Origin of the sequence: Paenibacillus sp. NPDC056579, from assembly GCF_042793215.1 — a bacterium.
Lineage (GTDB): Bacteria > Bacillota > Bacilli > Paenibacillales > NBRC-103111 > Paenibacillus_S.
The window spans coordinates 65,089-78,704 of the sequence record NZ_JBHTVD010000007.1 but is presented as its reverse complement, the minus strand read 5'-3'; the positions used below and the strand labels follow the sequence as shown (position 1 = coordinate 78,704).

11 protein-coding genes and 1 riboswitch are annotated in these 13,616 nt (G+C 51.3%); of the genes, 2 read left to right on the top strand and 9 right to left on the bottom strand.

All coding sequences use genetic code 11. From position 1 onward, the window contains the following. Nucleotides 1–73 precede the first annotated feature (73 nt). The 4 genes from ACFQ88_RS25280 to ACFQ88_RS25265 all read right to left on the bottom strand — a co-directional run bounded on the left by ACFQ88_RS25280 (nt 74) and on the right by ACFQ88_RS25265 (nt 7,373). Entirely contained in the window at nt 74–244 is a 171-nt protein-coding gene (locus tag ACFQ88_RS25280) for a hypothetical protein (protein ID WP_379458186.1), read from the bottom strand. A gap of 84 nt (nt 245–328) precedes the next feature. Continuing rightward, a complete protein-coding gene (locus ACFQ88_RS25275; protein ID WP_379458183.1) occupies nt 329–1,663 on the bottom strand; it encodes an ABC transporter substrate-binding protein in 1,335 nt (444 codons plus the stop codon). 88 nt (nt 1,664–1,751) lie between these two features. Continuing rightward, entirely contained in the window at nt 1,752–6,326 is a 4,575-nt protein-coding gene (locus ACFQ88_RS25270) for a discoidin domain-containing protein (RefSeq protein WP_379458181.1), read from the bottom strand. A 459-nt stretch (nt 6,327–6,785) separates the two neighbouring features. After that, the gene (locus ACFQ88_RS25265) at nt 6,786–7,373 is read right to left on the bottom strand and encodes a DJ-1/PfpI family protein (protein ID WP_379458179.1); all 588 of its coding nucleotides are present in this window, start codon (nt 7,371–7,373) and stop codon (nt 6,786–6,788) included. A 73-nt stretch (nt 7,374–7,446) separates the two neighbouring features. Beyond that, nucleotides 7,447–7,526: riboswitch (ZMP/ZTP riboswitch) on the bottom strand. Between the two features lie 203 nt (nt 7,527–7,729). Here ACFQ88_RS25265 and ACFQ88_RS25260 point away from each other — a divergent pair. After that, nucleotides 7,730–7,900, top strand: coding sequence for a hypothetical protein (locus tag ACFQ88_RS25260; protein WP_239629145.1), 171 nt, complete (start codon nt 7,730–7,732; stop codon nt 7,898–7,900). Between the two features lie 113 nt (nt 7,901–8,013). On the opposite strand, the gene ACFQ88_RS25255 is transcribed toward ACFQ88_RS25260, so the two are convergent. The 5 genes from ACFQ88_RS25255 to ACFQ88_RS25235 form a co-directional block, all read right to left on the bottom strand. Continuing rightward, the gene (locus ACFQ88_RS25255) at nt 8,014–8,322 is read right to left on the bottom strand and encodes a hypothetical protein (protein WP_379458170.1); all 309 of its coding nucleotides are present in this window, start codon (nt 8,320–8,322) and stop codon (nt 8,014–8,016) included. Nucleotides 8,323–8,565: 243 nt separating this feature from the next. Beyond that, entirely contained in the window at nt 8,566–9,375 is an 810-nt protein-coding gene (locus tag ACFQ88_RS25250; RefSeq protein ID WP_379458168.1) for a histidinol-phosphatase, read from the bottom strand. A 22-nt stretch (nt 9,376–9,397) separates the two neighbouring features. After that, nucleotides 9,398–10,714, bottom strand: a complete 1,317-nt coding sequence (locus ACFQ88_RS25245; protein WP_239629148.1) for an ABC transporter substrate-binding protein — start codon at nt 10,712–10,714, stop codon at nt 9,398–9,400. A gap of 48 nt (nt 10,715–10,762) precedes the next feature. Continuing rightward, nucleotides 10,763–11,761, bottom strand: a complete 999-nt coding sequence (locus ACFQ88_RS25240) for a ComEC/Rec2 family competence protein (protein WP_379458165.1) — start codon at nt 11,759–11,761, stop codon at nt 10,763–10,765. Nucleotides 11,762–11,807: 46 nt separating this feature from the next. Further along, entirely contained in the window at nt 11,808–12,626 is an 819-nt protein-coding gene (locus ACFQ88_RS25235) for an MBL fold metallo-hydrolase (RefSeq protein ID WP_379458163.1), read from the bottom strand. Between the two features lie 159 nt (nt 12,627–12,785). Between ACFQ88_RS25235 and ACFQ88_RS25230 the strand changes: the two genes are divergently transcribed. Further along, nucleotides 12,786–13,613, top strand: a complete 828-nt coding sequence (locus ACFQ88_RS25230; protein ID WP_239629151.1) for an AraC family transcriptional regulator — start codon at nt 12,786–12,788, stop codon at nt 13,611–13,613. The last annotated feature ends 3 nt before the right edge of the window (nt 13,614–13,616 follow it).

The following is a 13,616-nucleotide window of genomic DNA, read 5'->3' as shown; positions in this document are numbered from 1 at the left end:
CCTTTATTCCATAAGCTGCTAGATACTATATGAAGGCCCCAATATACAGACACAGCTCCAATACAATTCCATACTACAGGCCGATATTTCGCTTATGCCCCATGTAGCTCCCCGCTCCCGGAAACCCGCTCTCGATAATTTCTTTGAACGTATCGGTAAAACCATAGGAAGCCAAATCGCAAATCGGGACCATTCGGACATTCGCAAACTTCATAATAATGGAAATGGAAGCTTGCCAATACAAAACAAAGCCGCCGATCCTCAATCGACAGCCTCGTTTTGATTCTATATGTTCAGCTTAAACCCAGTTTCAGTTTCATTAACATCATTATTTCTTTTTAGCTTCTTCGAACTTTTGATTGATTTTTTCTTCGGCCGTGCGCAGCGCGGTATTCACGTCCACATTATTAAGCAGCATGTCCGTGAAGCTCTCGTTCACAAGGTTAAGAGCATCTTGACGAAGACCGCTGTTTAATCCCGGTGCTCTCATAGGCTCCATCGGCGCAACGTTGTTGACGAACAAAGCCTGCAGGTTTTTCCCTTTCAAGGCCGGAGCATCGGTACCGAAAGCTTTTTTTATCTCAGGCTTGTTGACCGGAACCTCTTCTCCCCGTTTCGACGCTTCCATCATTCTTTCATCGCTCATTAGGTACATGATCACCTCGAAGGCCTGATCCTTATATTTGCTGTTGGAGGTGACGCTCCAATAAATTGGAAAAGCTTGTACGCCCGTTTTCGGTTTTTCTTTAAAGGTAGGCAGACTGACGATATCCCAATTCAAATCCGGCGGAAAATTGATTTGGCGTCCCCAGCCGAGTGTAGTCATAGCGACATTTTTCTGTTTCTCGAACTGTTCAATCTCCGGCGTAGCGGATCTCGTATTCGTTGGTCTGTTATTTCCGGGAATTTTATAGATTCTCTCCATCGTGGACATGATCGTTTTCCAGCCGTCGGTATTGACGTTAGCCTTGTCTTGTTTGGGATCAAACGGCGAAAGGGACATTTGATTCAAACCGATCATGGTATGCGCGGAGCTAAGCCCCCGATAATCGACGCCGTCCATAGACCGCGTCATGAGCTTGGCCAGATCGTAGGCGTCGTCCCAGGTCATGCCGTCCTTCGGATACGGAACGCCGAATTTATCGAATATATCTTTGTTATAATACATGACGGACTGGCTCATTTCCTTCGGTATGCCGTAGATGCCCTTCCCGTCGGTGAAGTATTTGAGCGTATCCAATAGCTGCGGATAAAACCGGTTCATATCGTAGTTATACTTTTTGGCCAGCTCGGTCATATCGTAGTCGAGGCCAAGAGCTTGGATGGTATTGGAAAAAGAAGTCGTGGAATACCACGTAATGTCCACGACGGTTCCCGCTGCGACCAGATCGGGCAAGTTCGTTCCTTGCCCTCTTTCAATATATTTCGGGGTAATATGAGGAAATTTCTCACGAATCGGATTGCCGATTTCCTTGTCGAATCGTTCCTGGCCTAATCCGATATGTGAAGCGAATACAAGCTCAATGGGCTCTTTCTTTTCAGCTTCTTTGTTTGCCGTCCCCTCCTGAAGTGGCGTTCCTCCTCCTCCTGAGCAGGCCGCCAGTAAAGTGACGGACAAGAAGAATGGAACGATCGCGATCTTTTTTCTTAACCATGTTTTCATTGAATATGCCCCCTTAATATAAGGTAAGGCCGATCGCATCCGCTAGCACAGAGGCAGCTGAGCAATCGGCCATGAGATACATCAAAGATTACCGAATATTTATGCTGCCCTTGAAGTCTGCCGAATAGATCTCGGCAGCGGGCGTTCCTGCTGCTGAGTTCCCTCTCCAGATAACGATGGTGATATCGGAGGAGTGACCTCGTTTCACACGGGAAGTTTCCAGCATCAGGCGTACGGTGTACGCTGCCCCCTTGTCATCCACTGCCTTGCCTTGAACATAGCCGCCGGATGCCGTTGTTGCCAGCCAATCCGCACCGTTCATCGTCAGGCGCAGCCCCTGCGGCTCGGCATGAATCCGCAAGGTCCCGCTTACATTGTCTCCTCTGCGTTCCCAGCTGCCTTCCATATGGATTTGCTTCGTTCTGTCTCCGAAAATACCCGATGGATCGGGAACATCCGTATGACCATTTACTTGAAGCGAACCGTAAGTCGCCGCATTCACTGTCATTATCGCCGTTGCCGCTCCCGCAATGTCCTTATAGTACGGGTTGGACCCTAGCGATGCTTTCACTTCGTACAAACCGGCTGGCAATGCCGCCGGAAGATCTGCTTGACCGTATACGCTTGTCGAAACCGTCGCAGAACGTACAGGCTCATAGGTTCCGTCCGCCAAAATTCGTTTCAGATCAAAGGTTACCGGCAGATCATTCAGCGCCCCGGGCTCCCCGTCATCCTGCTGTTTAACAAGTGCAGAAATCGTGACATTCGATCGATCCGAATTCAGGGAGCCGACAAATACGAGACTCGCTTCCTCCTTCTGAACGGTCAGCTTACTTTGGGCTGCGCTCGGCTGCCATATTTGGTCGGAGGATCCTGCATATTGCGCCTTCAAGCCATACTCCGCGGAATTCCCGGATGGTACGCCTGCGTTCACACGATAATTCAGTACCGCTTCTCCTGAAGGACCCGTTACGGCTTCGCCGATGCTGGTATCGTTCAAGGAGAATTGGATCGTCTGCCCCGGCAGCGGAAGGCCATACACACTCGTCAGGATCGTGCGCAGCTGAACGGAGTCGCTATAGCTGTAGACTGCATTCGAAACCGAGAGGTCCAGCTTCGTGGCAGCAGCGTAGCCGCCAATATATACTTCATTTATGTTGTTCCACGTATCCGCTGTATTGCCATGCCCGTTGAATTTAACGTAACGCGCTTTCGTCTTTTCGAATGAGAACAGCTCCAGACCGGCGGTTTTGCCGTTGCTGCTTCCGGCGTATACCTTCTTCCAGTCGGTACCGTTCTCGGACAGCTCCAGATCAAAGAAATACTTGTTTTTGTCCCCGTTCAAGAAAGCGCCAATGAAGCTGTCGACCCATTTGCTTTCTCCAAGATCGAATTGGATCCAATGCTCTCCTTTGGCGGCGTAGCGAGTAGCCAGATTGCCATCAATCGCGTTCGGCGGCGGAAAGCCGGAATTGTAGCCCGGGCTTGCCGTAACACCCGTGATCTGGAATGGAACCAATCCATTCGGAATGTCGCCATAGACAGGTATCGGGGTGAACCGAACGCTGTACCGGTTCTCCAGTGTCGGATCCTGAGGATCCTTCACGGTAATGTACGCTGTACCGAAAGGCTCCTGTGCTTGGGTAACCTCAATCAAGTTCGAGCCGGTGGCAGTGACGACAGGAATGGTTGCCGTCCCTTCCGGCAGGGAGGCTTTATAGCTGTATACGGCTGGGTCAAATCCCGAAACCGCTTTGCCGTCTACTTGAATCCCTTCCAGCTTGGGAGATACGAAGACAGGCGGCACTGCACTTGTAGTCGCGCTGAAATCGATCCGCATGGCCGGCTTTCCTTCAAAGGTGCGCTGCGGCCGCAATGCCTCCGATGTGTTATCGCCGATGGAGAGGGTATGGTCCTCCGAAGTAATGATGTAGGTGAGTCCATTGCGCTTCTCGACACGTTCGATTTGGAACATTTCGCGGAAGCCGTTCTGTTCGCTGACCCCGTTCGGATACGCGCCGTTGCTGTCGGGGATTACTTTATAGGCGCCGAATTGCAGCGACATCCACTTTCCTTTCAACGCGCTGCCTTCCGGCAAGTTCGCGTCGGTAATGAGCGCGTCCACATCCGATCCATCGGCGCGACGAACCGCCCCCGTAATCGTTCCGGTATAGGAAGATGTGCCGATGGTCAGCGATTCGCCGCCGGATTGGAAGCCGCTTCCGTTAATCAAATAAGGCTTCGTGAAGCCGTGACGATCATAATGAACGCCGATTCTTCCGTTCAGCGAGTATTTCCCGTCAGCGGTAGCAAAAGGCTGATCCGCCGCCGTACTTCCGGTAATCGCCTCGTTGTTCATATTCACCAGCACGACATCTTCCCGGCCGTTCTTGAACTTGACGGAAAGCGCCACATGCTCCGGATTTGCCTGCTGCAGAGGAACTCTGCTGACGCTGGCAATCGCCGAATCACCGTTCAACGGCTCCATGACACTGATAAACAAGCTGTCCAGGTTACTTTCACCGGGAGCCTCTCGCTTCACAATCAGCGACGGACGCCAAAATTCATAAATGTTGTCATATACTTTGTCGCGGAACGAATGCGGGCTTTTGCCCAAATACACTTGGTTGCTTCCGTCGTCTACCATGAAGATACGCGTTCCAAGTCCGCCATCCTCCGCGTCACGGAAAGTCACATCCCAATTGCCCGGAGACTGTCCCGTGCTCATATCTCTGAACATGCCGTACCAATTCCGGGAATCCCCTTCTTTGACCGGGTCCGTCCATGTTACGTTATCCGGCAGCAGCGGATACGGCTTATCGATTTTTTGCAGCGGGAAGCTCGCTTCGGCCGTTTCGTCGAACTGGGTCGAGCCGTGCAGGAAATATTCATGAGTGCTGCCGCCGGTTACTTTGAACAAGTCGATCACGTATGGATGCTCGGCGTCAATGGTGTTCATGACGTTCAAACGCTGGTATCTTTGTGTGGTGCCCGGGTATGCCCAATTGCTGTATACTTCCGATGCTGCAATGCCGTCTATCCCTGGCTCGTAAAGAGAAAGGTTGCCGTTCGTAAACAGGTGGCCCGGGTTTCCGGCGCCTTGCTTGGTGCTGCGGAATTGATTTTTCTTATTCACCACCACGTTGTTGGTCGCAAGCGTTTCACTTGTGAAATCGCGCGCCGCATTCCGGGAATAGCGGATGCCTCCGAGCAGCTCCTTCCCGAAGCCGAATAACGTGGAGGAGAGCACATTCGGATGAACATGGTTCGCATAATCGTTGAAATGGAGATTGTACTGCGTCTGCAAACGACCGTCACCATCCCCTAGCATCAAATGGCCGTAAGCCGGCAGCAGCTGGGACGTTGTACTGTTACGTTTCGAAGCTCCGCCCTTGGTCGTATCGTCGAACGGAGGCAGATCCCCGTCAGGGAACGCTACCTTCTTCTGCGCTTCCTTGGCACTGGCGAGGAAAGCCGACTGCCTGTCGATCTTCTCCTTCAGCTTCTGCTCTGCTTCCGTTTCCGGCGAATGAATTTGGAAATACGTTTTGATCAGCTGGGAAATCGTATAGTTGGAATTGGCATAGCCCGCATGATAAGAGAACGATTCAGGAAACATACCGTCCCGCTTGAAGTTGTCTCCTACCGTAATATCCATATATTTGCCCAGCCACTCGAGCAGCTCCGGACGGTGAAGCACCGTGGCTACTCTGGAGATTGCTTCAACAGCGCCCGACAGATTGGTGGAAGTATGAACTTTCATAGACTGATAAGTCGTCAGCCAATTGACTACATTGAGGAAGAAGTCGTTCGTAATATGCTCCCGGACATCGTAGCCTTTGCTCTGAGACAGCTCTTGCAATGCAGCGCTATTAAATATTCGGTCAAAGGCGTAGATTTCCCCGGTATGCATTTCGTGAGCAATACCGTTATGGTCGCTGACCCTTTGAATATCCGTATTGTAATAGTCGTCTACATCGTCCGCGCTGATGAACGAAGCCCCATTCTTTTTGGTCATGTAAAAATCCGGAACGGCCGTCGCCCACGCATCCAATGCTATCGCCGCTCTCCGGGCATATTTCTCGTCCCCGGTTGCCAAGTAAGCGTTTGCCAACACCGGTAAATTGTCGGACATGAATTGGGTTTTCTCGTAGTCGATGCGCGCCTGAATCAGATACTTTTTGCCGTTGTACAACACATAAGGAACGCTGACGGTTTTCCCGCTCATTACCTTCACGGATTCATACTGATAGGGGTATTGGCTGTTGTTCGGAAAGACCAGCCCTTTCTTCGTCTGGATCTGGTCCGGATTCGCCGGGCTCCATACCCATCCGTCGCTGCCGTCGAAGGGATCGTTCAAGACGGTGCGCGGGGATTGCTGCGGCACCAGCCTAAGCCACTGCTCGTCCGTATACTGGGCAAGCAGCTTATCGGCGTTGGCTATAGCCGTTTGCAGCTCGGTCGCGCTTGGCGGGAAATACGGGTGCTGGACAGCAGCAGCTGCGGCAATGTTCTGAGATCCGATAGTTGCAGAGGATGCTGCGCCACCCGAGTCGGTTACTGCTCCCATCTCAGCCAAAGCATAGGAGCTAAGTCCGTTTAATTGCGAGAATTGAAAGGCCACAATCATCGCTGCCACCACCGTTCGATGCTTTTTTAACACTAATACCATCTCTCTTTCGTAATAGATTTATGAAAAAGCCGAGGGAACAAAATGTATGAATCTGTCTTTAGCCCCGGCTTTATCGCCGTTTTTCATTTCGCTGTGAAGAGCCTCCTCCCGAATCAGGTCCGGATATCGCAGCTAATCGGATGCTATAAGGGCAACAACTTTTAATTAGAGCGCTTTCATAAAATAGCTGCATTAATGGGCCGATAGTATGCCGTCGCGATTTTTTTCTCATTTTTGCCTCTAAGCTCCCGTTCCGACTTCATTATATTGGTAAACATTAGGAATTAGCTATGAAAAATGTTTACTTCTTATGTGTCTAATATTCACTTTTACTGGAAATCGAATGGGGTACAACAGGTGCATAGTACAAGAAAAGACGCCCCCTGCTGGAGTGCGCCCCGTTTTTGCTCGAATCGTAATTAGTCCTTGTATATCCAGTACATTGGCACATCAGCTGCCTTGTTTGTTTGTGAACGGAGAATAGTAGGGATAATGCATCGCTTCTTGAACTTGACGAACTACATTCTCATTGGTAAGCGATTCTACGAAATAGAGACCGAGATCGATGGAAGCCGATACGCCTCCGCCTGTAAACACATTGCCATCCCGTACGAAGCGCTCCTGAACCACTTCAGAGCAGTAGGGCTCCAGCAGGTCGTATGCGGATGGATTCGTTGTCGCTCGTTTCCCGGTCAAAAAGCCTGCCGCCCCCAAAATTAAAGCTCCCGTGCATACAAACACTTTGTATTCCGCATCTCGTGCCGTCTGAATCCATGAAATGAATTCGGTATCGAATCTGAGCTGCCTTGTGGACATGCCCCCAGGTATAAAGATCAGATCATAGTCGGATAAATCCGGGCACACATGCTTGATTTGTATCGTCAACCCGCGATCATCCGTGATTTGCTCTTTGTTGGAACAGAAATGCCAGGACACATTTTCTTGTGCCTTTAAAATGCCGAGCCAAGTTACCGCTTCATAAAAACCGACCAAATCGAGCGCCGTCATCTTGTCGAACAAAATGTAAGCCATCTTCATTTCAATATCACCTGTCCCTTCATGAATGGAAAATAAAAAAGCATTTGATTACGATCATGAGATCGCAAACCAAATACTTTGCCCAGGCGTACGGCGATATGAACATGTGCTCCCTCGTGGTGATCCACGTTTACGCCAGTAACACATACCAAATATTTACTTTATTGTATGTCAAAACAGCTGAGCATTCAATAGTCCTTATTGCATTCCTGGCATTTCCCTTTCTCTTCCCGACTATTCCTGACGAAAATTCACGGAAAAGAAGGAGCGCCCTCCTCTACAACATAGGATAACCGGATTGGTAAGATATGGAGGTAGCAAAGGAATACATTTTCTAAGAAAAGGTGGAGAACACAATGAAAAAATTTCGTTTTGCAGCGATGGCATTGGCAGTAACAGCAGTAGTGGCACTGGGAGTCTCTGGACTCGGAACCTCCGGCGAGGCGGACGCTATGTATTACGGGTATGTGCCAAGCGGGATGGGAGAAACTTTGGAAATGGCTTACTGGTGGTATTTCCTGAGATAAGAGTGAGCTTGTGCCTTCTAATAGGCAGCACTTAGGGGCTGCAGCAAAAAAAAATCGTCTTTTGCCTTGCGGCAGAAGACGATTTTTTGTCAGATGGTGCCTGCAGGCAGACGTTATCCTTCTACTATATCGGCGACCAGAGCGCTCGCGACCTCTACCATCTTGGGGATTACGGCTTCATTGCTGCCGGATACGTATAGGTCTCCCTCATAATGACGGAATGGAATCTTCGCATCGCCATAGCTCCACATGAAGAAATCTCCCTCAATCGACATGGTGGTGGAGCCCGTCACCGTAAATACGGATGTGTAGGTAAATTCCGGTTCGGACGCGAAATACTGTTTGCATTCTTCCAAAGATATATGTTTTGCGGAATCTTCAATTTGTTGAAATTCTCTTGTAATCCGATAGCGTTTGCTCACTTAAGTGACCTCCGTTAGTGTATGGAATTCGTTCGCCTAAAGCTCTGGTGAGACGGTGTACGTATCTCCGACGAACAAGCAGTCTCGTATCTATCATAGCCGAAACGGGGCGTGAACTCCACTTAAGCGGCCGGGTTTATATCAGGCTGCCTATAGACTTGGTAACGCATATCAGTCTATCGGACAGAGAATCCGCTATTCCCTACAATACAACCGCGCCATCAGGCAGCCTTTTACTCAGATCTATATCATCCTCGAAGGCAAAGGAACCATCGTTCGCCGGCGCCTCCGGAACGCAGCAAGCTCCCTTACCCCGAGCTCGCGCAAAGCCGTAACTACATGCTCCCAGTCGTACGCCAGCTGCTCCGGATCATGAGCGTCCGAGCCGAACGTAAGAGGCACGTTCCGCCATATAAGCAGCTCGATCAGCTCCAAGGACGGAAACCAGGCTTGGCAAGGCTTGCGCAGCCCTGATGTATTGATCTCGACGGCTGCATCCGACTCTGCAATGATGCCGACAGTCTCCTCCCACAGGACACGTACCGGGTGAGGGCACACTCCTTTGACAGCGTCGATATGACCCATAATATCGTATTGCCTGCTGCGGACCGCCTCGTGCAGGAGACGGAGGTATCCTGCATACGTCTCCTCCGGATCGGTATTCCCCTGCTGCCACCTTCTGCGGCTGAACACATGGATTCCGTCTACATAATGGACGGAGCCGATGATATAATCGAGCGGATAATCCGCGTAGATCCGCCCGTAAGCCTCCGCCCAGCCCGGAATATAATCGGACTCCACCCCGAGACGGACGTCGATGCGTCCCTTATATTCCTCGCGAAGCTGGGCCATCTCCGCAACATAGCGCGGAAATTCGGACTTCGCCATCGTCATATCCGGTACGGGCCGGTCCTCTTCCCGGTGGAAGAACGGACTGTGGTCCGCCAGTCCGATCTGATCCAGACCGAGAGCGACGGCAGCCTCGATCATATCTCTTAGAGAGCCTTTTGCGTGTCCGCAGCGCTCGTGATGCGTATGATAGTCTATTTTCATAGCATGAGTCCGCCTTAGTAAATCAAGGCTTCTCCGACTTGATGTATTGCGTTATCGCCTCTTCCGCTTCGCGCAAGGCGGTGTTCACGTCTTTCTTGCCCTCGACGTATTCTTTGAACTTGTCTACGACAATGCCTCTCGATTTCGTATAAAAATTGGAATATGGCGGCGAGGCGGGAGCCGGTTTGCTTTTGAAAATACTCTGGATCTTCTTGTCCTTGAAAGCCTCGTTTCCTTTCAGGAATTCGGCGTTGAACTTAGGGTCCTTCATCAGAGGCAGCTTGCCGGCCCTCGAGCTCATTAGCTGTACTTCGTCGGAGAAAATAACCTCCATCGCGCGCATGGCGTCATCCTTGTGCTTGCTCGATTTGCTGATGGCCGTCACGTTAATATCGTAGGCTCCATACAGATTCGGCCGGCTCGAGTAGCTCGGATACTGGGCGACATCCCAATTGAGCGACGGGTCCGCCGTCAATTTATCGAACAAGTTAATTGTCGTCAACATCGCGACGTTTTTGTCTTTCGCAAACCGGTCCGTGACGCTCCCTTTCATAATGCCTTCCTTCGGCGTATTGCCCCGGATATCGTAAATTTTCTTGCCGGTTTCGTACACGAGCTTATACGGCTCGCTATTCACATCGGTCGTATCGGTCCGGCCGTCTACGATACCCAAGGATAGAGGTGTCAGCATGCGGGTCAAATAATCCGGATCGAGCCCAAGGTACTGGGTTCCTCCGTCTTCTCGCGTCACCTTTTTCGCCAGCTCAATGATTTCGTCCCATGTCATTCCGTCCTTCGGATAAGGAACGCCGAACCGGTCAAAGATGTCCTTGTTATAGTAGGTGACGTAAATTTGCACCCAGTTGGGGAGCCCGTACAGAAGCCCGCTCTTGGTAGCCGCCTTGACACTGTCGAGCGCACCTTGATCGAATCGTCCCAAATCCATATTCATTTTCTTGGCCAGAGGGGTAATGTCCTCGAACAAGCCCATATCGTCATACTGAGGCATAAGCCCGTTCCATACGGAAATGAGATCAATATCTTCCCCGGCGGCGAGCGCCTTTTCAATAGATGTATTCGGCACAAACTCCAAAGTAATATGAGGGTATTTCTTCTGTACCGGCTCCTGGAACAGCTTCTTGAAATCGGCTTCCGTCCAGTAGGCTTGCGCCTGGTACATTTTCAGCGTGACGGGCTCGAACTTTTCCTGCTGCTGCGGCGGCTTGGTCTCTGCAGTCGGTTCTGTCCCTGTGCTTTGGCTTGATGAACATCCTGCTGCAAGGGCTGCGGTCAATAAGATCGAGAGACTTACGGTCATTCCTTTTCGAATAGGATACATGATATGAACTCCTCGCTCAAAAAATGGGGTAAGGCCATGCTAACGTGATCATTTCTTGAAATCCGGGTAGTCCTTTTCGGTAAAGACATTCAGCTTCTTTCCGTCGGATGTGAGCAGCACTTGACCATGAAAGCCCGTTACATACGTTTGGATGTTGTTTTTTTGATAATTCAGCAGCTGTTTGAAGGTGTTAAAGTGGTCGTAGCTGATGACGGCTATACGGGGCGACACCGCGCTCAGCCAGGACTGCGACGAGGAAGTGGAAATGCCGTGGTGCGGGGCATCCATGAAATCCGCCTTCAGCTTATCGCCGTACCGTTCGATCAGCTCCATCTCCCGCTCCCTGTGGATGTCTCCGGTGAACAGAAAGCTCGTGTCCTTGTAAGTCAGCTTGAGCACCATGGACGCGTTGTTCACTTCATCCAGCTCAAAGGTCTTGATTGCTCCCGGCAGCTCGCCCTTACGCGGATTCAATATTTGAACATGCACCTGCGGACCAAGCACAAAGGTATCACCCTCTTGCAAAAATTCCGTTTTGATGTTCTTGAGCTGCACTTGCGACATTGCATTCCGATAGGAAGCCCATATCGACGCCTTCGCGTCAACCATGTAGAACCGATCGACGGGAACCTTTTTGAAAACGCTATCAAATCCTCCGATGTGATCGGTGTGAGGATGGGTATTGACTGCAATGTCAATCTTCTGAATCCCCAGCTTCGTTAATGCGTCTACAACCTGCGGGCCGACCTCCGGGATGCCGGCGTCGATAATCATTGTTTTGCCGTCCGGCGACTGGATGACGATACAGTCTCCTTCAGGCTTCTCGTGCTTAAGGTTCAAATACCTCACGGTAAGCAGCCCTTCATACCGTTTCGGCGTCATCATCGGCTCCAGCCGGCCGGAAGCATCCTGTCCCTCCGCATGATCAGAAGGTGTTGATGCTGTACCGCCGGGTGTGGTAGCCGGAACGCTGCCGCAGCCCGATGTCAGCCAGACGGTGAGCAGAAGCGCTGCGGATGCGGTTGCCAGCAGCTTGGTTCTTCGCAACCTTTATCCCCTCCCTTCCTGCGCTGCTGTGGAGGTTATCCGTCCTCTACAGCTCCAGGCTCAAGCCGTCGTAAGCGCAGACGACCCCGGTGCCCTGGAAATAAGCCTCGATTTCCTCATGCGGATCAACGCACTGATGAGAAAAGTGAGTGGCAATGACCTTCGTCTCTTCCGTAATGATATCCAGCTCCCGCATCCGTTCTAGCATCAAGCCAAAGTCCCTGAAGCTCAAATGCGTCTTGGCCTGCTGGCGAGTCCCGAGCGTCGCCTCCATCACCACTGCATCCAGCTTCACCCCGGCCAGCTGCCGCCAAGCCTGCTCACCGTACATGCCGGTATCGGAGGCATAAAGCAGCTTGACCTTGCCGTCATCAATGATGTAATTCATCGCGTCTCCTATCGAGGGAATGTGGGAAGCCTCAATCGAACGGACATGGTATGGGGCAAGCTCCAGCTGCCGTCCTGCTGCAAAGGGAATCCGATTGAGCTCGGCGGCCTGGTCTTTGCCACCGGTCAGATCCCACATGCTGAGCACCGATGCGCCCGCCACCACCGTCAACGGCGGCAAATCGGTCGACAAGCGGAACATCCTGTGGCGCAGCTGCAGGTTCAGCTCGTAAAAATGGTCCTTGTGGCTGTGCGTAACAAGCAAATGCCGCAGCCCTGTCAACGAAATACCTAGGTCCGCACAAGCGGCGTACAAATCCGGACCGATATCGATCAGCAAATCGTCGTTGATCAGCAGCGATTGCCTTCTCCGGATGTTCCGTCCCTTCTCTCTTCTTGCCTGCTGACAGGTGGCGCAATCGCAGAACGGAAACGGAATGCCCTCCGCTGCGGCGGTTCCCAAAAACGTGATTTTCATCGGAATCTCCTTGATTTCCGGGCGGTCACCCTGTAATCTGAAATTGGAATATTATACTATATGAATATTATAGGCGAGCATTTTAAAGGCCATCAATAGAATGATTTTCAATTTATATAACTATATTCAAATTATTAACGGAAAAGGAGAAAACTTAACATGATTCGACACGGCAACATCTACATGACGATTACCGACTTCGAGCAGAAGCTTCCGGTCTATCTGGATTGTATCGGCAAATGGCGAAATCAGTACCCCATCGAACGGCCCGAGGGGTACCCTAACTACCAGTGGATCCAATGTACACGGGGCCAAGGGGTGCTCGAATTGAACGGAACGAAGCAATATATCGGACAAGGGCAAGGGATGCTGCTATTTCCCGATGAGCCTCATGCCTACTGCGCAACCATGGAGCCGTGGGAGGTAAATTGGCTTTCCTTTAACGGGAGCTATGCGGGGGAGATGCTGCGCTCTCTCGGCTTTATCGGCAGCCGCATCTTGACGTTCGCCAATCCGGACCCGATCCTGCAGCACATCTATCGTCTCATGTCCGTCGCCGAAGCAACCGATCCGATGAAGAGCCTGGAATGCTCGTCGCTGACTTACCAGCTTATCCTCGACCTGTACCGCTATGGCGCTCAGATTGACATCCGCTCCCGGCAGCAATTTTTCGAGCAGCTGGCTCCTGCCCTCCGGTATATCGAGGACCGCTACCATAGCCCTATTACCTTGGAGGACTTGGCCTCCCGGCTTTCCGTCACACCGCAGCATACATGCACGTTGTTTCAGCTGACGCTGGGAACGCGCCCTTTCGAATACGTCACCAAAATTCGGCTGCGCAAAGCCAAAGAGCTCCTGATGCGTCATCAGGAGCTGGATATCGGCGAAGTCGCCCGCAAGGTCGGGTACGAGCATACGAGCTATTTTATTAAAGTGTTCAAACGTGAAGAAGGAATGACGCCCGGCGCGTTCCGCAAGAAATCGTAACCT